General features: G+C 71.0%; 18 protein-coding genes and 1 tRNA gene. 15 read left to right on the top strand and 4 right to left on the bottom strand.

The genetic code is table 11. From position 1 onward, the window contains the following. The first annotated feature begins 20 nt into the window (after positions 1-20). Positions 21-968: a helix-turn-helix domain-containing protein gene (locus AMK19_RS24505; RefSeq protein WP_073815312.1), complete on the top strand. Its 948-nt coding sequence runs from the start codon at positions 21-23 to the stop codon at positions 966-968. Positions 969-996: 28 nt separating this feature from the next. On the opposite strand, the gene AMK19_RS24500 is transcribed toward AMK19_RS24505, so the two are convergent. Further along, on the bottom strand, positions 997-2,244 hold the full coding sequence (locus AMK19_RS24500; protein WP_073815309.1) for a PTS transporter subunit EIIC: 1,248 nt from the start codon (positions 2,242-2,244) through the stop codon (positions 997-999). Positions 2,245-2,426: 182 nt separating this feature from the next. After that, positions 2,427-3,719 (bottom strand): PTS transporter subunit EIIC, encoded by a 1,293-nt coding sequence (locus AMK19_RS24495; RefSeq protein ID WP_073815308.1) that lies wholly within the window; start codon positions 3,717-3,719, stop codon positions 2,427-2,429. 361 nt (positions 3,720-4,080) lie between these two features. Between AMK19_RS24495 and AMK19_RS24490 the strand changes: the two genes are divergently transcribed. The 4 genes from AMK19_RS24490 (at position 4,081) to rdgB (ending at position 6,403) form a co-directional block, all read left to right on the top strand. Next, positions 4,081-4,314 (top strand): glucose PTS transporter subunit EIIB, encoded by a 234-nt coding sequence (locus AMK19_RS24490; protein ID WP_019886687.1) that lies wholly within the window; start codon positions 4,081-4,083, stop codon positions 4,312-4,314. 134 nt (positions 4,315-4,448) lie between these two features. Continuing rightward, the gene (gene rph, locus AMK19_RS24485; protein WP_073815306.1) at positions 4,449-5,174 is read left to right on the top strand and encodes a ribonuclease PH; all 726 of its coding nucleotides are present in this window, start codon (positions 4,449-4,451) and stop codon (positions 5,172-5,174) included. Between the two features lie 133 nt (positions 5,175-5,307). Beyond that, a complete protein-coding gene (locus AMK19_RS24480; protein WP_073815485.1) occupies positions 5,308-5,703 on the top strand; it encodes a hypothetical protein in 396 nt (131 codons plus the stop codon). A gap of 94 nt (positions 5,704-5,797) precedes the next feature. After that, on the top strand, positions 5,798-6,403 hold the full coding sequence (gene rdgB / locus AMK19_RS24475; protein ID WP_073815305.1) for an RdgB/HAM1 family non-canonical purine NTP pyrophosphatase: 606 nt from the start codon (positions 5,798-5,800) through the stop codon (positions 6,401-6,403). A 62-nt stretch (positions 6,404-6,465) separates the two neighbouring features. Here rdgB and AMK19_RS24470 read toward each other — a convergent pair. Next, positions 6,466-6,549, bottom strand: a tRNA-Leu gene (locus AMK19_RS24470). Positions 6,550-6,753: 204 nt separating this feature from the next. Here AMK19_RS24470 and AMK19_RS24465 point away from each other — a divergent pair. Both AMK19_RS24465 and AMK19_RS24460 read left to right on the top strand, forming a co-directional pair. Next, the gene (locus tag AMK19_RS24465; RefSeq protein ID WP_073815303.1) at positions 6,754-9,039 is read left to right on the top strand and encodes a glycosyl hydrolase family 18 protein; all 2,286 of its coding nucleotides are present in this window, start codon (positions 6,754-6,756) and stop codon (positions 9,037-9,039) included. A gap of 290 nt (positions 9,040-9,329) precedes the next feature. Beyond that, a complete protein-coding gene (locus AMK19_RS24460; RefSeq protein ID WP_241844563.1) occupies positions 9,330-11,669 on the top strand; it encodes a chitinase C-terminal domain-containing protein in 2,340 nt (779 codons plus the stop codon). 76 nt (positions 11,670-11,745) lie between these two features. Here the strand turns inward: AMK19_RS24460 and bcp are convergent, their stop codons facing one another. Continuing rightward, positions 11,746-12,219 (bottom strand): thioredoxin-dependent thiol peroxidase, encoded by a 474-nt coding sequence (gene bcp / locus AMK19_RS24455; RefSeq protein WP_073815302.1) that lies wholly within the window; start codon positions 12,217-12,219, stop codon positions 11,746-11,748. Positions 12,220-12,384: 165 nt separating this feature from the next. On the opposite strand from bcp, the gene AMK19_RS24450 reads away from it, so the two are divergent. From AMK19_RS24450 to AMK19_RS24415, 8 genes are all read left to right on the top strand, one after another. Continuing rightward, a complete protein-coding gene (locus tag AMK19_RS24450) occupies positions 12,385-12,726 on the top strand; it encodes a DUF3618 domain-containing protein (protein ID WP_073815300.1) in 342 nt (113 codons plus the stop codon). A 138-nt stretch (positions 12,727-12,864) separates the two neighbouring features. Then, complete coding sequence (locus tag AMK19_RS24445) at positions 12,865-13,167, top strand: GroES family chaperonin (RefSeq protein ID WP_143200377.1); 303 nt, start codon at positions 12,865-12,867, stop codon at positions 13,165-13,167. A gap of 59 nt (positions 13,168-13,226) precedes the next feature. Then, the gene (locus AMK19_RS24440; protein WP_073815297.1) at positions 13,227-14,030 is read left to right on the top strand and encodes an ABC transporter permease; all 804 of its coding nucleotides are present in this window, start codon (positions 13,227-13,229) and stop codon (positions 14,028-14,030) included. Continuing rightward, complete coding sequence (locus AMK19_RS24435) at positions 14,023-14,856, top strand: ABC-2 family transporter protein (protein WP_073815296.1); 834 nt, start codon at positions 14,023-14,025, stop codon at positions 14,854-14,856. The genes AMK19_RS24440 and AMK19_RS24435 overlap by 8 nt, the downstream gene beginning before the upstream one ends. Positions 14,857-14,872: 16 nt before the next feature. Next, positions 14,873-15,841 (top strand): ABC transporter ATP-binding protein, encoded by a 969-nt coding sequence (locus tag AMK19_RS24430; protein WP_073815294.1) that lies wholly within the window; start codon positions 14,873-14,875, stop codon positions 15,839-15,841. A gap of 61 nt (positions 15,842-15,902) precedes the next feature. Then, a complete protein-coding gene (locus AMK19_RS24425) occupies positions 15,903-17,105 on the top strand; it encodes a glycosyltransferase family 2 protein (protein WP_073815293.1) in 1,203 nt (400 codons plus the stop codon). A 47-nt stretch (positions 17,106-17,152) separates the two neighbouring features. Beyond that, complete coding sequence (locus tag AMK19_RS24420; protein WP_241844556.1) at positions 17,153-18,460, top strand: nucleotide sugar dehydrogenase; 1,308 nt, start codon at positions 17,153-17,155, stop codon at positions 18,458-18,460. A 62-nt stretch (positions 18,461-18,522) separates the two neighbouring features. Then, on the top strand, positions 18,523-19,803 hold the full coding sequence (locus tag AMK19_RS24415; protein WP_073815291.1) for a DUF445 domain-containing protein: 1,281 nt from the start codon (positions 18,523-18,525) through the stop codon (positions 19,801-19,803). Positions 19,804-19,863: the final 60 nt, after the last annotated feature.

Below are 19,863 nucleotides of genomic sequence, written 5' to 3'. Positions count from 1 at the left end.
CGGTCCTAGGCTTCGGAAGGGTGGAGACCAGCACCGCCCTGTACGCCCGACTGCTCGCCGACCCCGGCCGTCCGCTGGACGCGCTGCGGACGGAACTCGACTGCGGGGGAGGGGAGTTCGAACGGGCGCTGGAGGAGCTGCACGCGCTCGGACTGCTCCGGACGACCACCGCCACGGCCAGCGGACTGGCCGCGGTGTCGATCGACACCGCGGTGCGCCGACTGCTCGCCGACTCCGACCGCCGCTTCACCGCACTGCTCGGCGAGGCCCGGCACGCCCACGAGCAGGTGGAACACCTGCACCGCCACTACCTGCCGCTGCGCGCCGCCGCCGCGCACGAACTCGTCCGCGGGCCCGACCGGGTCGCCGCGCTGCTGGAGGACGCCGCGAGGGCCGCCCGGACGGAGGCGCTGTCGCTGCGGCCCGGGCAGGACCAGTCCGAGAGCGGCCTCGCCGAGAAACTCGCCCGCGAACGGATCGCCCTCGCGCACCGGGTCGCACTGCGCACCATCTACCCCGCCGCCGCGCTGCACCAGGCGGCGGTGCTGGCGCACGTCCAGGCGCTCACCGCCGCGGGCGCGAGCATCCGGGTCGCGCACACGCTGCCGCTCTGGCTCATCGTGGTGGACTCCCACCTCGCCGTCCTGCCCGCGCCCGGGGAGCCGCCGGGCAGCGCGGCGGTGGTGGTGCGGGACCCGGCGGTGGTGTCGGTGGTGCGGGAGCTGTTCGAGCACTTCTGGGCGGCGAGCTGGGTCCCGCCGGAGCTGCTGGGCAGGACCGCGCCGGACGACCGGCACCGGGAGGTGCTGAGGCTGCTGGCGGCGGGGCTGACGGATCAGGCGATCGGGCGGAAGCTGGAGATCTCGGACCGGACGGTGCGGAGGCTGGTGGCGGATCTGACGGCGGCGCTGGGGGCGCAGTCGCGGTTCCAGGCGGGGGTGCACGCGGCTCGTCTGGGGTGGATCTGAACGCCGTCGTCGCCCGCGCGTGCCCTGCTCACCCGTCCTCGAAGCCTTCGTCCTCCTCCCTCCCCGGCGTCTTGAGGTCGAAGCGGAGGATGACGAAGCGGAAGGTCGTGTAGTAGACCGCCGCGATGACCAGGCCGATCGGGATGATCAGCCAGGGTCTGGTGGCGTAGCCCCAGTTGAGGACGTAGTCGATGACGCCGGCGGAGAAGGTGAAGCCGTGGTGGACGCCGAGGGCCCAGGTGACGGCCATGGAGAGGCCGGTGAGGAGGGCGTGGGCGGCGTAGAGGGCGGGGGCGATGAAGACGAAGGCGAATTCGATGGGTTCGGTGATGCCGGTGACGAAGGAGGTCAGGGCGAGGGAGATCATCATGCCGAGGACGGCCCGGCGGCGTTCGGGGCGGGCGCAGTGGGCGATGGCGAGGGCCGCGGCGGGGAGGCCGAACATCATGACGGGGAAGAATCCGGACATGAACTGACCGGCGCTGGGGTCGAGTTGGAAGAAGCGGGTCTGGTCGCCGTGGAAGGTGCGGTCGCCGACGGTGTAGCTGCCGGCCTGCTGCCAGAAGAAGGTGTTGGCGAACTGGTGGAGGCCGAACGGGAGCAGGCCGCGGTTGATCAGGCCGTAGATGCCGGAGCCGACGGCGCCGAGGCCGATCACCCAGTTGCTGAAGGAGTCGACGACGGAGCCGATCGGACCCCAGCAGAGGCCGAAGAAGACGCCGAGGCCGGTACCGGCGAAGGCCATCACGATGGGGACCAGGCGGCGGCCGTTGAAGAAGCCGAGCCAGTCGACCAGGCGGGTGCGGTGCAGGCGCTGCCACAGGAAGGCGGAGAGCAGTCCGACGACGACTCCGCCGAGGACGCCGGGGTCCTGGTAGGTGGCCTCGATGTCCTTGCCGGGGAGCACCTGGTAGGGGGTCTTGGGGAAGGCGGTGAGGACCTGGTGGTAGGTCAGGAAGCCGACCAGCGCGGCGAGGGCGGTGGAGCCGTCGGACTTCTTCGCGCCGCCGATCGCGATGCCGACGCAGAACAGCAGCGGCATCCAGTCGAAGACGGCGTGGCCGGAGGCGGCGAAGACCTCGGCGACCTTGGTCCAGCCGAGGCCGCGGGTGCCGAAGACGTCGTCCTGGCCGAGGCGGAGCAGGATGCCGGCGGCGGGCAGGACGGCGATCGGGAGCTGGAGGCTGCGGCCGATCTTCTGCAGGGCGGGGAAGACCCGGGAGGCCAGGGTCCGTATCCCCGGTGCCGCCTGCGAGTTCGGTGCGGTCGTGCTCATAGCGGGCGGTTCCTCACGGCAGCGCGATCCTGGTCTAGACCACTGGTCCAGTCCAGTTTCTAGCACGCGCCGTAGAGGCTCCGTAACCCTCCGAAGGTCCGCCCCCGGCAAGCGCTGCGCAATCGAAACCTGCGCCCCCGGTGGGGAATTGTCTCCCACCGGGGGCGCGCGGGGCGAATTCGTCAGGCCTTGGTGACGTCCTCGACCTCGTCCTCGTCCTCGCGGCCGGGTGTCTTCAGGTCGAATTTGACGATCACGAATCGGAAGAGCACGTAATAGACCGCCGCGAAACAGAGGCCGATCGGGATGATCAGCCAGGGTTTGGTGGCCAGGCCCCAGTTGATCACGTAGTCGAGCAGGCCGGCCGAGAAGCTGAAGCCGTCATGGACGCCGAGGGCCCAGGTGATCGCCATCGAGGCGCCGGTGAGCAAGGCGTGGATGCCGTAGAGGAGCGGGGCGACGTAGGCGAAGGAGTACTCGATGGGCTCGGTGACGCCGGTGACGAAGGAGGTCAGCGCGACGGAGGTCATCAGGCCGTAGATCTCCTTGCGGCGGTGCGGCTTGGCGGAGGCGGCGATGGCCATCGCGGCGGCGGGCAGGGCGAACATCATGATCGGGAAGAAGCCGGAGAGGAACTGGCCCGCGGTCGGGTCGCCGGCCAGGAAGCGGCCGATGTCGCCGGTGGCGGTCTTGCCGGTCTCGGGGTTGGTGTAGGTGCCGAACTGGAACCAGACGAAGGTGTTCAGCAGCTGGTGCATGCCGACCAGCAGCAGGGCGCGGTTGGCGACGCCGAAGATGCCGGAGCCGCCGGCGCCGAGGTCGGCCAGCCACTTGGAGAAGTCCGTCAGGCCGGTGCCGATCGGCTGCCAGATCCACACCATCAGCGAGCCGAAGAGCAGGCCGACCAGGGCGGTGATCATCGGGACCAGGCGGCGGCCGTTGAAGAATCCCAGCCAGTCGACCAGCTTGACCCGGTGGTAGCGCACCCACAGCCAGGCCGAGAAGAGGCCCATCAGGATGCCGCCGAGCACGCCGGGATTCTGGAAGTCCACCTTGATGGCGGTCTTGGCCTCGAAGTCGACGCAGACCGTCTGTTCGAGCACCGAGGGCGTCGGGCAGGCCTTCGGGAAGGCCTGCAGGACGCCGTAGTAGACCAGGAAGCCCGCGACCGCGGCCAGCGCGGTGGAGCCGTCGGCCTTCTTGGCCATGCCGATCGCCACGCCGATGCAGAACAGCAGCGGCAGGCCGAGCGCCGGGTTGAGGAGCGCGCCGCCGGCCGCGCCGATGGCTGTGGCGACGCGGTCCCAGCCGAGGCCGTTCTTCCCGAAGATGTCGTCCTGGCCGAAGCGGTTCAGGATGCCGGCGGCAGGCAGGACGGCGACCGGCAGCTGGAGGCTGCGGCCCATCTTCTGCAGGCCGCCGTAGAAGGTGTGCCACCAGGTGCTCTGATGAGCCGTGGCGCCCGCTGAACTCATTGGTCGGCCTCCGTTTCCGTGCCCGTCCGGTCTCTGGGTGGGGCCAGGAACACCGGCGGACCGTCCGGCGTTGTCGGAGTACACCTACAATTGGTGTAGACCATTTCTGGGGCCGGAGGCGGTCCGCCGGGTTCGCGAGCCCGACGATCGTCATCCTCGGGCGGTCACGGAGCGGGCCGCGCGCGGAGCTGGTCCGAACGTGGATCAACATGGCATATCGTCCGGAATCGGGTGATGCTGGTCGCGCCGTCGGAAAGCGCGGCAGACTGATCCCGAGTCACTTCCGGCCGGTACCACCGCACACGCAGTACGGCACCCTGGCGACCGACCGCCGGAGCGCCGAGACAGAGGGAGAAAGACCATGGCCAGCAAGGCTGAGAAGATCGTCGCCGGTCTCGGCGGAATCGACAACATCGAAGAGGTCGAGGGCTGCATCACCCGGCTGCGCACCGAGGTCATCGACCCCTCCAAGGTCGACGAGGCGGCGCTCAAGGCGGCCGGCGCGCACGGCGTGGTGAAGATGGGCACGGCCATCCAGGTCGTCATCGGCACCGACGCCGACCCGATCGCCGCCGACATCGAAGACATGATGTGAGAACCGAGCCCCCGACGGCCCGCCCCGGATCCCCGGCGGCGGGCCGTCGCACGTCCGGGGCCGTCGTACGTCCGGGGTGGGGGACGCCCGGGGACGGGGCGGGGTCGCGAGCCGGACGGGATACGCTCGTCGGCATGTCACGTATCGACGGCCGCACCGCCGACCAGCTCCGCCCCATCACCATCGAGCGGGGCTGGAGCAAGCACGCCGAAGGCTCCGTCCTGGTCTCCTACGGCGACACCAAGGTGCTGTGCACCGCCAGCGTCACCGAGGGCGTCCCGCGCTGGCGCAAGGGCAGCGGCGAGGGCTGGGTCACCGCCGAGTACGCCATGCTGCCGCGTGCCACCAACACCCGCGGCGACCGCGAGTCGGTCCGCGGCAAGATCGGCGGCCGCACCCACGAGATCAGCCGGCTGATCGGCCGCTCGCTGCGCGCCGTGGTCGACCACCGGGCGCTCGCCGAGAACACCTTCGTGCTGGACTGCGACGTCCTCCAGGCCGACGGCGGCACCCGCACCGCCGCCATCACCGGCGCGTACGTGGCGCTGGTCGACGCTGTCTCCTGGGCCCGCGAGAAGAAGCTCCTGCGCGCCAAGGGCCAGCCGATCACCGGCGGCGTCAGCGCCGTCAGCGTCGGCATCATCGACGGCGTCCCGATGCTCGACCTCCGCTACGAGGAGGACGTCCGGGCCGAGACCGACATGAACATCGTCTGCACCTCCGACGGGCGCTTCGTCGAGGTCCAGGGCACCGCCGAGGGCGCCCCGTTCGACCGCGACCTGCTCAACCAGCTGCTCGACCTGGGCAGCCTGGGCTGCGCCGAGCTCGACGAGATCCAGCGCAAGGCGCTCGGCCTGTAGTCCTGCCCGAGGGAACCGCGGTGGGCCGAACGGCCGTCAGAACCCGAGGAGCGGCCCGCGTGTGCTGTACAGCCACGCGGGCAGACCCTTAACGTTCGCTGTGAGCCCGCACACCCTCCTGGAGGACTCGCCGATGCAGCAGCCGCTCAGCATCAACCGCACCACCGTGCTCGCCGTCGCCGGGCTGGTGCTGATCCTGCCGCTGAGCGCGGTCAGCTGCTCCGCCGCGGAGAAGGCGGTGAGCTGCGCCAACACCGCGGTGCAGATCTCCACCGACGTGGCGGACCTCGGCACCGCGTACAACAACGCGGACAAGGACCCGGCCGCCGCCGGGAAGGCCGTGCAGAAGATCAAGGGCGACCTGGACAAGATCGGCCGCAACTCCGGCGACGCCGACCTGGCCAAGGCCGTCGGCGACCTGCAGACCCAGGTCGACAAGGTGCAGAAGGCCATCGACAACCACGAGACGCCCGACCTCGGGCCGCTCGGGGACGCCGCCGGGCGGGTCAGCAAGGTGTGCACGGGCTGAGCGCGGCAGGCGGTCGGGCTTGGCCGGTGCCGCGGCAGGCAGCCTTCGCCCCGTCGCGACAGAGGCTGCCTGCCGCGGCACTAGGCTTGCGGGCATGACCAAGCGCCTCGTTCTCGCCACCCGTAACCAGCACAAGGTCGCCGAGCTGCGCGACATCCTCGGCGCGGCCGGACTGGACGTCGAACTGGTCGGCGCGGACGCCTTCCCCGAGATCCCGGACGTCCCGGAGACCGGCGTGACCTTCGCCGAGAACGCCCTGCTGAAGGCGCACGCGCTGGCCCGCGCCACCGGACTCCCCGCGGTCGCCGACGACTCGGGCCTGTGCGTGGACGTGCTCGGCGGCGCGCCCGGCATCTTCTCCGCCCGCTGGGCCGGCCGGCACGGCGACGACAAGGCCAACCTGGACCTGCTGCTCGCCCAGCTCGGCGACATCGCCCCCGAACACCGTGCCGCGTCCTTCGCCTGCGCCGCCGCGCTCGCCCTGCCCGAAGGCACCGAGCGGGTGGTCGAGGGCCGCCTGCACGGCACCCTGCGCACCGAGCCGGCCGGCGCCAACGGCTTCGGCTACGACCCGATCCTGCAGCCGCTCGGCGAGAGCCGGACGTGCGCGGAGCTGAGCGCCGAGGAGAAGAACGCGATCAGCCACCGCGGCCAGGCGTTCCGCTCGCTCGCCCCGGTGGTGGCCGAACTGCTCGGCTGAGACGCCGCGTCGACATGCGAAGGGCCCGTCCGGAACGTTCCGGACGGGCCCTTCGCGACATGTGCGGCCTGAGGGACTCGAACCCTCACGAGATTGCTCTCACGGGCACCTAAAACCCGGGCGTCTGCCAATTCCGCCAAGACCGCAGGCAGCGACTTCTCCGTCATGCTACTTGGCCGTCACCTCGGCGTGCACCACCCTTTCGGGCGGCGTTCGGGCGCCTGTCGGGGTGGCTGAGAATTGGTACAGACCTATTGACCAGTGTGGTCCAGACCACGTACGTTCGCGCCGCGTCATTCCTCCCCCACGGCGTCCGGTCCCCCTACCGGGCGCGAACATTGGAGCGACTCATGCCCGAACGCCCCGCCCGTAGAAGTCCGTTGAAGGCCGGCACGGTGCTGGCGACCGCGACCGCCCTGGTCGCCGGAGCCGCCGGACTGGTCACCGTGATCGGCGGCGCCTCCTCGGCCGCCACCGTGAACCTTCTGGTCAACGGCGACTTCGAGACCGGCACACTGTCCGGCTGGAGCTGCTCCGGCGGCCTCGGCTCGATCACCTCCACCGCGCCGCACGGCGGCGGCAAGGCGCTGCAGGCGGCGGCCTCCGCAGCCGACACCGCGCAGTGCTCGCAGACCGTCGCGGTCAGCCCGAACACCACGTACAGCCTGAGCGGCTGGCTGAAGGGCAACTACGCCTACCTGGGCGTCACCGGCACCGGCACCACCGACACCAACGCCTGGGGCTCCAGCGCGGATTGGGTGAACCGCAGCGCCACCTTCACCACCGGCGCCGCCACCACCTCGGTGACGGTCTACACCCACGGCTGGTACGGCCAAGGGACGTACTACGCGGACGACCTGACGCTCACCGGCCCGGGCGGCGGTTCGGGCTCGGCCAGTCCGTCGGCCAGCACGAGCGCGAGCGCGTCGGCGTCGGCGTCGGCGTCGGCCAGTGCCTCCCCGAGCAGCAGCAACAGTCCGTCGCCGTCCGCCAGTTCCTCGCCGACCGGGTCGCCGGGCGGGGACGGGGTGGTGACCACGCCGACCGGGGTGAGCGCGAGCGTCGCGGGCACCGCGGTGACGTTGAAGTGGAACGCCTCCGCCGACAATGCGCAGAACGGCAACAGCGCGGTGTACCGGATCTTCTCCGGCGGCGTGCAGACCGCCACCTCGATGGGCACCGCGGTGACGGTCTCCTCGCTGCTGCCCAACACCGCCTACACCTTCACCGTGCAGGGCTACGACAAGGACGGCCACAGCAGCGGCTACTCGGCGCCGGTCACCGTGACCACCGGCGCGGCTCCCACCGGGCCGCTGAAGTCCGCGTACTTCGCGCAGTGGGGGATCTACGGCAACAAGTACTACCCGTCCACCATGGCGGCCACCGGCGCGGCGAGCGGGCTGAACACCATGACGTACGCGTTCGCCAACATCAACCCGTCCACGCTGAGCTGCTTCGAGACCATCAAGGCCGCGGACACCAACGACAACAACCCGAACGCCGGCGACGGCGCGGGCGACGCGTTCGCGGACTACCAGAAGGGCTACACCTCGGACATCTCGGTGGACGGCACCACCGACGCCTGGACCCAGCCGCTGAAGGGCAACTTCAACCAGCTGCGGGAGCTCAAGGCGAAGTACCCGAACCTGAAGATCACCATGTCGCTGGGCGGTTGGACCTACTCGAAGTACTTCTCGGACGCGGCGGCCACCGACGCCTCGCGCAAGAAGCTGGTCTCCTCCTGCCTCGACATGTTCATCAAGGGCAACCTGCCCTCGATCCAGGGCGACATCACCGGCGGCGCCGCCGCCGCGATGGGCATCTTCGACGGCATCGACATCGACTGGGAGTACCCGGCCTCCGCCGGCGGCCACACCGGCAACCACTCGACGGCCGCCGACACCGCCAACTTCACCGCGCTGCTGGCCGAGTTCCGCAACCAGCTGGACGCGTACGGGCAGACCGTCGGCAAGAAGTACCTGCTCACCGCGGCGCTGCCGAGCGGCCAGGACAAGATCGCGCTGCTGCAGACCGACCAGATCGGAAAGTACCTGGACTACGGCAACGTGATGTCCTACGACATGCACGGCGCCTGGGAGGCCACCGGCCCGACGAACCTCCAGGACCCGCTGTACGACAGCCCGAACGACCCGAGCAACGTGGTCTCCCCGGGCACCCAGAAGTACACCGTGGACAACGCGGTCAACGCCTACCTGAACGGCGCCCCCGCGTACGGCATCAAGGGCGGGTTCCCGGCGAAGAAGCTGGCGCTGGGCGTGCCGTTCTACTTCCGGGGCTGGACCGGCGTCCCGGCCGGGTCCGACTACGGCCTGTACCGGACCGCGACCGGCCCGGCCGGGGCGCAGAGCACCAGCCAGACCGCCGGCGTGGCGTTCTGGAAGGAGCTGGCGGCGGCCGGCAAGACCACCGGCTCCACCGTGCACTGGGACCCGACCACGCAGAGCTCGTGGATCTACGACGGCGTCAACCTGTGGACCGGTGACACCCCGCAGGCCATCGCGGCGCGCGGCGCGTACGCCACGAGCAAGGGGCTGGGTGGCATATTCGCCTACTCGCTGGAGGGCGACGACCCGTCCGGTTCGCTGGTCAGCGCGATGACCGGAAGCATGAAGTAGCGTCAACTCACCCTGGGGAAGGCCGGATCGTCCGAGTGCGGACGGTTCGGCCTTTCTTGCCAAGTTGGTACAGACCTGTTGACGTGGGTGGTCCAGACCTCTTAAGTTCGGCGGAACTTCCCCCACATGTGCATGCCCTCCCACGGGCGTGCACGCGACACTCTCTCCTGGAGGACCGAGTGTTGATCCGACACGCGACGGAGCAGCGCCCCACCGCTGCCGACCGTCAGAAGACCGGCCGGAAGGTGGCGTTCGCCGCCACCGCGGCGGCGGGCCTCGCGGCCCTGCTGATGGGCACGCTCGGCGTCGCGCCATCCGCCGCCGCCGTCGACAACCAGGCCTGCCGCCCCGACGGCATGTACACCACGCCCGGCGTCGACGTCCCCTACTGCAACGTCTACGACACCAGCGGCCGCGAGCAGATGGGCGCCGACCACCAGCGCCGCGTCATCGGCTACTTCACCGGCTGGCGCACCGGCAAGGACGGCACGCCGCCCTACCTGGTGAACAACATCCCCTGGGACAAGGTCACCCACCTCAACTACGCGTTCGCGCACGTCGGCAGCGACAACACCCTCTCGGTGGGCTCCGACACCGCGGACAACGCCGCCACCGGGATGACCTTCCCGGGCGTGGCCGGCGCGGAGCTGGACCCGTCGCTGCCGTACAAGGGTCACTTCAACCTGCTGACCAAGTACAAGAAGCAGTACCCGAACGTCAAGACCATGGTGTCGGTGGGCGGTTGGGCCGAGACCGGCGGCTACTTCGACGACTCGGGCAAGCGGGTCAACTCCGGCGGCTTCTACTCGATGACCGTCAACGCGGACGGGTCGGTCAACCAGGCCGGCATCAACACCTTCGCGGACTCCGCCGTCAACTTCATCAAGAAGTACGGCTTCAACGGCGTCGACCTCGACTACGAGTACCCGACCTCGATGAAGGACGCGGGCAACCCGCTCGACTACACCCTCTCCAACGCCAAGCGCGCGTCCCTGATGAAGGGCTACGCGGCGCTGATGAAGACCGTGCGCGAGAAGCTCGACCGGGCCTCCGCCGCCGACGGCAAGTACTACCTGCTGTCGGTCGCCGCCCCGTCCTCGGGCTACCTGCTGCGCGGCATGGAGACCTTCCAGGTCACCCAGTACCTGGACTACGTCAACATCATGTCGTACGACCTGCACGGCGCCTGGAACAAGTACGTCGGCCCGAACGCCGCGCTGTACGACGACGGCAAGGACGGCGAGCTCGCGGCCGCCAACGTGTACGGCACCTCGCAGTACGGCGGCATCGGCTACCTGAACGGCGACTGGGCCGTCCACTACTTCCGCGGCGCGATGCCGGCCGGCCGGATCAACCTCGGCGTGCCGTACTACACCCGCGGCTTCCAGAACGTCCAGGGCGGCACCAACGGCCTGTGGGGCACCGCCTCCACCACCAACTGTCCGGCCGGCTCCGGTCTGACCACCTGTGGTGACGGCGCCGTCGGCATCGACAACATCTGGCACGACCTGGACGACAACGGCAAGGAGTCGCCGGCCGGCTCCAACCCGATGTGGCACGCCAAGAACCTGGAGAACGGCGTCCTGCCGGACTACCTGGCCAAGTACGGCGTCAAGGACACCGCGCTGAACGGCGCCTACACCCGCAACTACAGCTCCGCGCTGGCCTCCCCGTGGCTGTGGAACGCCAACAAGAAGGTGTTCCTCTCCACCGAGGACGACCAGTCCATCGCCGCGAAGGCCGACTACGTGGTCAACCAGGGCGTCGGCGGCGCGATGATCTGGGAGCTCGCGGGCGACTACAAGTGGGACGCCACCGCCAACGGCGGCAAGGGCGAGTACGTCCAGGGCAACACCATGACCTCGCTGCTGTACGACAAGTTCAAGTCGGCCTCGGCGTACGGCGCGACCCGCTCCACCATCGCGCTGCCGCAGCAGACCCTGCCGATCGACGTGTCGTTCACCAACTTCGCGCTGGGCGACAACAACTACCCGATCAACCCGAAGATCCACATCGTCAACAACTCGACCGTCACCCTGCCCGGCGGCACCGAGTTCCAGTTCGACTACTCGACCTCCGCGCCCAGCAACGCCGCCGACCAGTCCGGCTTCGGTTCCAAGGTCATCCGGGCCGACCACACCGGGAACAACATCGGCGGCCTGAAGGGCACCTACAACCGCGTCTCGCTGAAGCTGCCGACCTGGCAGTCGCTGGCTCCCGGCGCCTCGGTGGACGTCGCCTTCGTCTACTACCTGCCGGTCTCCACCCCCGCCAACTGGACCGTCAACGTCGGCGGCACCCTGTACGGCATCACCGGCGACTACACCCGCGGCACCACCGCGAGCACCGGTTCGCCGTCGCCGAGCACCTCGGCCTCCGCTTCGGCCTCCGCCTCGGCCTCTCCGTCGCAGTCGGCTTCGCCGTCGGCGTCCGCCTCGCAGTCGGCCTCGCCGTCCGCGTCGGCCGGCACCTGCTCGGCCGCGCCGAGCTGGAGCGCCGCGACCGCCTACGCCACCGTCACCAAGGTGTCGTGGAAGGGCCACTACTACCAGAACAAGTGGTGGACCACGGGCGAGGACCCGTCGCTGAGCGGCGCCTGGGGCGCCTGGACGGACCTCGGGGCCTGCTGATCCCGAGCCCATGAACGGCGGTGGCGGTCGACCCGGTCGGGGGGTCGGCCGCCACCGCTGCGGTGTCCCGGCGCCGCTACTGGCCGACCTTCAGGTCCTTCAGCAGCTTCGCGACATGGCCGGTGGCCCGGACGTTGTAGAGCGCCCGCTCGACCTTGCCCTGCTCGTCCACGATCACCGTGGAACGGATCACGCCCTGGTACGTGCGGCCGTAGTTCATCTTCTCGCCGAACGCGCCGTACGCCTCCAGCACCTGGTGCTCCGGGTCGGACAGCAGCGTGACCTTCAGGTCCTCCTTCTCGCGGAACTTCCCGAGCTTCTCCGGCTTGTCCGGCGAGATGCCGATCACGTCGTAGCCCGCGCCCGCGAAGACCTCCAGGTTGTCCGTGAAGTCGCAGGCCTGCTTGGTGCAGCCCGGGGTCAGCGCCGCCGGGTAGAAGTAGACGATCACCTTGCGGCCCAGGTGGTCGGCCAGCGACACCCGGTTGCCGTCGGCGTCGGACAGGGTGAAGGCAGGGGCGGTGTCGCCCGCCTGCAGGCGCTCGCTCACGATGGTGCTTCTCTCCTCTGAGCCGGGACGGGGTGGTGGTGCGGAGGGTCGTGCTGCCAGCCAACCTACCTCCGTTGGTGGGTGGCGCTGCGCGAGCGCGACGGGGAGCTGACAGACTGTCGGTGCAGAGAAGTACCTAGCGGTAACAGAGATGGGGTGGCCCCAGTGGCAGCGAGCAGCAAGGACACGTCGGCACCGCGCACGACGGCCCAGATCGAGGCGGACATCGCCGGGACCAGGGACAGGCTCGCCGCGACCCTCGACGAACTCGCCATGCGAGTCCACCCGGCGACCGTCGCCGCCCAGACCAAGGCCAAGCTGCGCGCGACGGTCGAGCAGAAGGCCGGCAAGGCGTACGTCGCCGCGAGCGGGGCCGTCGAGCAGGTCAAGTCGAAGTTCGTCGACGAGGACGGGCGGCCGCGGCCCGAGCGGATCGCGCCCGTCGCGCTGGTCGGCATCGGCGTGGTGCTGCTCTTCGCGTCGGCGCGCAAGCGCCGCAAGGGCTGACAGTTCCTGCGGACGGCGGGGATCCCGGGTTTTGGTGCCCGGGACCCCGCCGTTTTCGCTGTCCGGTACGGTCGGAGCGTGAGTGAGAACGACACGCAGAGCAGACACGACCGGCTCGGGGAGAAGCTTCCGATTCGGATGCTGCACGACCGGGTGCTCGTCAGGACCGAGGGCGGCGAAGGCGAACGCCGCTCCACCGGCGGCATCCTGATCCCCGCCACCGCCGAACTCTCCCGCCGCTGCACCTGGGCCGAAGCCGTGGCCGTCGGCCAGAGCGTCCGCTCCGTGGAGCCCGGCGACCGAGTGCTGTACGACCCGGAGGACAAGCTGGAGGTGGAGGTCCGCGGAGCGACGTATGTGCTGCTCCGGGAACGCGACCTGCACGCGGTGGCCGCCGGCCGCTTCGGGGATCTCGAGGGGTCGACCGGGCTGTACCTGTAGCGGGTGCGAAGACAGGGAGCGCACAACCAGGGGCGCCTGCGTTCACTAGGAGGCGGTGAATGGCCGGGGTCTACGTGGCCGTCGCGTGCGGCGCGTTTCGGCGGTATTCGACGTATCGGGCCGCGACGGTGGCCGGGGTGGTCACGAACAGTGTGTTCGGGGGGATCCTGGCGTCGACGATGCTCGCGCTGTGGCATGCGCGGCCGGGGCTCGGCGGGTACGACGCGCGGCAGGCGGTGACGTACGTCTGGATCAGTCAGGCGTTGCTGATGACGGTCGCGGTGTGGGGCGGCGGGTTCCAGGACGATGTGCAGGCGCGGTTCCGGAGCGGGGACATCGCGATCGACCTGTACCGGCCGGTGGACTTCCAGGGGTGGTGGCTGGCGACGGACCTGGGGCGGGCGGGGTTCCAGCTGCTGACCAGGGGTGCGGTGCCGCTCGTGCTGGGGTCGCTGATGTTCGAACTGGCGCTTCCGCTGCGGCCGTTGGTGTGGGCGGAGTTCCTGCTTGCGGTGCTGCTGGCGGTGGTGGTGAGCTTCGGGGTGCGGTTCCTGGTCTCGGTGGCGGGGTTCTGGCTGCACGACTCGGAGGGGGTGCGGGCGGCGATGACGGTGCTGTCGATGTTCTTCTCCGGGATGCTGCTGCCGCTGGCCCTGTTCCCGGGCGCGCTGGGGGAGTTGGCCCGGGTGCTGCCGTTCTCGGCGATGGTGCAGCTGCCCGCCGACGTGCTGCTGCAACGGCGCACCGGGCACAGCCTGGTGACCCTGTACGCGTTCCAACTGGCCTGGGCGGTGGCCCTGTTGGGGTTGGGGCGCGTGGCGCAGGCGCTCGCCGTGCGCAAGATGGTGGTGCAGGGTGGTTGAGCGCGAGTCGCTCGCCGCCCGGGCGGGCTGGGCGGTGCGGTCGTGGTGGCTGATCGCCGGGATGTGGGCCCGTTCGATGCTGACGTACCGGACGTCGTTCCTGTTGGGTCTGGCCGCGAATGTGCTGATCACGTTCCTGGACTTCGCGGTGCTGATCCTGATGTTCCGGCACACCCGGCAGCTGGCCGGCTGGACGCTCGCCGAGACCGGGTTCCTGTACGGGACGAGTTCGGTGGCGCTCGGCGGGGCCAACCTGCTGGTCGGTTCGGTGAGCGGGCTGGGCGAGCGGGTGCGCTCCGGGACGCTGGACACCATGCTGATCCGGCCCGCGCCCGCGCTGGCCCAACTCGCCGCCGAGCGCTTCTCGTTGCGCCGGCTGGGTCGACTGGTGCAGGCGTTCGTGGTGCTCGGCTGGTCGCTCACCGCGCTGGACCTGCGGTGGACCTGGGACCGGGTGCTGATGGTGCCCGGCCTGCTGCTGTGCGGGGTGGTGATCTTCTGCGCGGTCCTGGTCGGCTGCTCCTGCGTGCAGTTCTGGTGGGGCGACGCCGCCGAGCTGCAGAACTCCGTCACCTACGGCGGCGCCACGCTGCTGCAGTACCCGCCGACGGTGTTCGCCAAGGAGATCGTCGCGGGCACCGTGTTCGGCGTGCCGCTGGCGTTCGTCAACTGGCTGCCCGCGCTGTACGTCCTGGACCGGCCCGACCCGCTCGGGCTGCCCGTCGCGTTCGAGTTCGCCGCGCCGGTCGTGGCCGTGCTGTGCGTGCTGGCGGCGGGCCTGGCCTGGCGGACGGGACTGCGCGCCTACCGCTCCACCGGAAGCTGACAGAGGAGGGGACCCCATGGCGGTGATCGAGGTGGAGGACGTCCGGCGGACGTTCACCGTCCGTACCAGGAACGGCCGTTGGCGGCGGGAGAAGCGCGAGGTGCGGGCCGTGGACGGGCTCACCTTCCAGGTCGAGGAAGGGGAGTGCGTCGGCTACATCGGGCCGAACGGCGCGGGCAAGTCGACGACGGTGAAGATGCTCACCGGCATCCTGGTGCCCAGCGGCGGACGGCTGCGGGTGGCCGGAGTGGACCCGGCGGCCAGGCGGGCCGCGCTGGCCCGGCGGATCGGCGTGGTGTTCGGCCAGCGCACCACCCTGTGGTGGGACCTGCCGCTGCGCGACAGCTACGAGCTGGCCCGCCGGATCTACCGCATCCCCGACGCCCGCTACCGGGCCAACCTCGACCGGTGCGTCGAACTCCTCGACCTGGGCGCCCTGTTGGACACCCCCGTGCGGCAACTCTCGCTCGGCCAGCGGATGCGCGGCGACCTCGCCGCCGCCCTGCTGCACGACCCCGCCGTGCTGTACCTCGACGAGCCGACCATCGGACTCGACACGATCAGCAAGACCAAGGTCCGCGAGTTCCTCCGCGAGACCAACCGCGAACAGCGCACCACCGTGCTGCTCACCACCCACGACCTCACCGACATCGAGCAGTTGTGCGGCCGGGTGATGGTGATCGACCACGGCCGGCTGGTGCTGGACGGCCCGCTGGAGGACCTGCACGCCGCCGGCGAGAGCGAACGCACCCTGGTGGTCGACCTGGCCGCCCCGCACCCGCCGATCGAACTGCCCGGGGTGCGCACCGTCAAGGTCGAGGGCCCGCGGCAGTGGCTGGCGTTCCCGGCCCGGCAGAGCGCCGCCCCGCTGGTCGCCGCCGTCGCCGAGCGCTACCCGCTGGTCGACCTGTCGGTGCGCGAACCCGCCATCGAGGACGTCATCGCCCGGATCTACACCGGCAGCGCCGCCGAACCGGCCCGCTGACCAGCTCACTCGATCGAGTGGGGGAGGTGACCGAACGGCCGGTACGGGAGTTGGCATACTCGTGACCGAGCCCGAACCGGACGTCAGTGTGGTGATCGCCGTCCACGACACCATGCCGTACCTCACCGACTGCCTGAACTCGCTGGTCGAACAGACCATCGGCGCGACCCGGATGGAAGTGGTCGCCGTCGACGACGGATCGAGCGACGGCAGCACCGAGGAACTCGCCCGGTTCGCCGCCGCCCACCCCGGCCTGCTGCGCACCGTGCGGCAGCCCGCGTCCGGCGGACCCGCCAAACCCACCAACCGCGGCACCGACCTGGCCCGCGGCCGCTACCTGATGTACCTCGGCGCCGACGACTGGCTCGGCCCCGAGGCGCTGGAACGGATGGTCGAGGCCGCCGACCGCTGGCAGTGCGACGTGCTGATCCCCAAACTCGTCGGCGAGAACGGCCGGATCGTCCCCCAGGGCATCTTCGAACGCACCGCGGAGCAGGTCGACTTCACCGACTCCGCGCTCGCCTGGGCGCTCGCCGACACCAAGATGTTCCGGCGTTCGATGGTGCTCAGCCACGGACTGCGCCGCCGCGAGGACCTGCCGGTCTGCTCCGACCAGCCGTTCACCCTCGGCGCGCTGCTCAACGCCCGCAAGGTGTCCGTGCTCGCCGACTACGACTACTACCACCTGGTGCTGCGGCAGGACCGCTCCAACGTCACCCACCGCGCCGGCCCGATCGACCGGCTGCGCGCCATGGACGCCGTCCAGGAAGTGCTGGAGCGCCACACCCGCCCCGGGCCGGTCCGCGACGCCGTCCGGGAACGCTACTTCGGCTGGGACGTCCCGCAGGTGCTGCAGGAGCAGTTCCTCACCGAACCGCCCGCCATGCAGCGCCGCATCCTCGGCGAGATCGGCCGACTGCTCGACCGGCACTGCTCGACCGGCGTGTTCGGCGCCGTCCCGGTGCCCGCCCGGCTGCGCCTCGCCCTCGCCCGGCGCGGCGACCTCGCCGCCCTGTGCGAACTCATCGACTGGGAACGGCAGCACGGCCCCGCCCCCGTCGGGCGCCGCCGCGGCCGGCTGTACGCCCGCTACCCCATGTACCGCGACCGGCGCCTCGGCCTGCCCGACACGCTGTTCGACGCCGGCCGGGCCCCCGGCCCCACCGGCGGCTGGCGGCTGGTCCCCGCCCCGGTCCGGCGCGCCCTGCGCCGCACCCGGCAGACCTGGCGCGGCCGGGCCGCGACGCGGCAGGCCGCCCGGTGACGCAGCAGCGGTCCGAGCAGCAGTGGTCGACGACGGAAGGTGACCGAGTGACGGCATGGCAGATCTGCGTGGTCGGACTGGGCAAGATCGGCCTGCCGCTGGCCGTCCAGTTCGCCGGCAAGGGACACCGGGTCACCGGCGCCGACATCGCCCCCGCGGTGGTCGCCGCCGTCACCGCCGGACGGCCGCCGTTCCCCCGCGAGGCCCGCCTCGACGAACTGCTCGCCGAGACCGTCGCCGCCGGCCGGCTGCACGCCACCACCGACACCGCCGCCGCCACCGCCGAGGCCGACGCCGTGGTGATCGTCGTCCCGCTGCTCACCGACGCCGACGGCCGGCCCGACTTCGCGCTGCTGGACGCCGCCACCGACGCCGTCGCCGCCGGACTGCACCCCGGCACGCTGGTCAGCTACGAGACCACGCTGCCGGTCGGCACCGTGCGCGGCCGGTTCGCCCGCCGCCTGGAGGCCGGCTCCGGGCTGACCGCCGGACGCGACTTCGCGCTGGTGTTCAGCCCCGAACGGGTCCGCACCGGGCGGGTCTTCGCCGACCTGCGGCGCTACCCCAAGCTGGTCGGCGGCATCGACGAGGCCTCCACCCGGCGCGGCGTCGAGTTCTACCGGGCGGTGCTGGACTTCGACCCGCGCCCCGACCTGCCGCGCGGCAACGGCGTGTGGCCGCTCAGCGGCGCGGAGGCCGCCGAGTTCTCGAAGCTCGCCGAGACCACCTACCGGGACGTCAACATCGCGCTGGTCAACCAGTTCGCCCGGTTCGCGGACCGGGTGGGCGTCGACCTCGTCGAGGTGATCGACGCCTGCAACTCGCAGCCCTACAGCCACCTGCACCGGCCCGGCATCGCCGTCGGCGGGCACTGCATCCCGGTCTACCCGCGCCTCTACCTGTGGAACGACCCGGACGCGACCGTGGTGCGCGCCGCCCGGGAGGCCAACGAGCAGGTGCCCGCGTACGCCGTCGGCCTGCTCGCCGGCGCGCTCGGCCCGCTGGACGGCGTCGCCGTGACCGTGCTCGGCGCGTCCTACCGGGGCGGGGTCAAGGAGACCGCCGTCTCCGGGGTGTTCCCGCTGGTCGAGGCGCTGCGCGCGGCCGGCGCCCGGGTCGGCGTCAGCGACCCGCTGTACACGCCCGAGGAACTCGCCGCGCTCGGCCTGCCGCCCGACGACGGCAAACCCGCCGCCGCACTGGTCGTCCAGGCCGACCACCCCGAGTACCGGGACCTCGGCGCCGTCGACTTCCCCGGCGTGCAGGTGCTGCTGGACGGCCGGCGGGTCACCGACCCGGCGCGCTGGGAGGGCGTGCGGCGGATCGTCCTCGGAGGAGGGAACACCCTGCGGTAGCGGCGGATTCGCGGGGCGGCGGTCGTTCCGTGCGGCCCGTGTGCCAGTCTGGCGGGGTGAGTGTGGACGAGAGGGCAACCGGAGTCAGCTTCACCGCCGCCGACGAGGCCAAGCGGCACGGCGTACGGCGGATGAAGGCCATCGCCACCGGCCTGCTCGGCCTGGCCACGGTCGTCTTCGCGCTCGCCACCTGGGCGGGCGCCGCCGGCGCGGGCAGCTGGGCCGGGTACGTGGCCGCCGCCGCCGAGGCCGGCATGGTCGGCGCGCTCGCCGACTGGTTCGCCGTCACCGCGCTCTTCCGCCGCCCGTTCGGGCTGCCGATCCCGCACACCGCGATCATCCCCACCAAGAAGGACGCGTTCGGGCGCTCCCTCGGCGACTTCGTCGGCGACAACTTCCTGTCCGCGCCGGTGGTCCGGGCCCGGCTCGGCAAGATCGGCGTGGCCCGGCGGCTCGGCGAATGGCTGGCCGCGCCCGGCAGCGCCGAACGCGTCACCCACGAGGCCGCCGCCGCCCTGCGCGGCGTCCTCGCCGTGCTGCGCGACGAGGACGTGCAGGCCGTGGTCGCCGAAGCCGTCACCCGGCGGGCCGCCGCCACCTCGGTCGCCGAACCCGCCGGACGCCTGCTCGGCAAGATCGTCGCCGACGGCGGACACAAGGGCGTGGTCGACCTGGTCGCGGTGCGGGCCCGCGACTGGCTGGTCGAGCACCACACCGACGTGGTCGACCGGGTCACCACCAAGACCCCCGGCTGGACGCCCCGGTTCATCGACAACCAGGTCGGCGAACGCGTCTACAAGGAACTGCTGCGCTTCGTCACCGACGTCCGCGACGACCCCGCGCACCCCGCGCGCGGCGCCCTCGACAACTTCCTCGCCGACTTCGCGCAGGAACTCCAGCACGACCCCGAGACCATCGCCCGCGTCGAACGCACCAAGTCCGAGCTGCTGACCCGCCCCGAGGTCCAGGACCTGATCGCCTCCTCCTGGTCCGCGGTGCGCACACTCGTGCTGAACGCCGCCGACGACCGGGACAGCGAACTCCGCCGCCGCCTCACCGAAGGCCTGCGCACCCTCGGCAACCGCCTCGCCACCGACGCCAAACTCCAGGCCAAGACCGACGGTTGGCTGCTGGACGCCGCCGAGTACGTGGTCTCCACCTACCGGCAGGAGATCACCTCGCTGATCTCCGAGACCGTCGCCGGATGGGACGCCGACGACGCCTCCCGCAAGATCGAGGCCAACGTCGGCCGCGACCTGCAGTTCATCCGGATCAACGGCACGGTGGTCGGTGCGCTGGCCGGCCTGATCATCCACACCGTCAGTACGGCGCTGGGTGGTTGACGAACCGTCCGGTAGGGTGATCGACCGATCGGCACGGCCAGGGGGGTCGAGGCCTTGTAT

This window comes from Kitasatospora sp. CB01950 (assembly GCF_001905465.1).
Lineage (GTDB): Bacteria > Actinomycetota > Actinomycetes > Streptomycetales > Streptomycetaceae > Kitasatospora.
The sequence above is the reverse complement of the archived record's forward strand: the minus strand, read 5'-3'. Positions and strand labels throughout refer to the sequence as shown.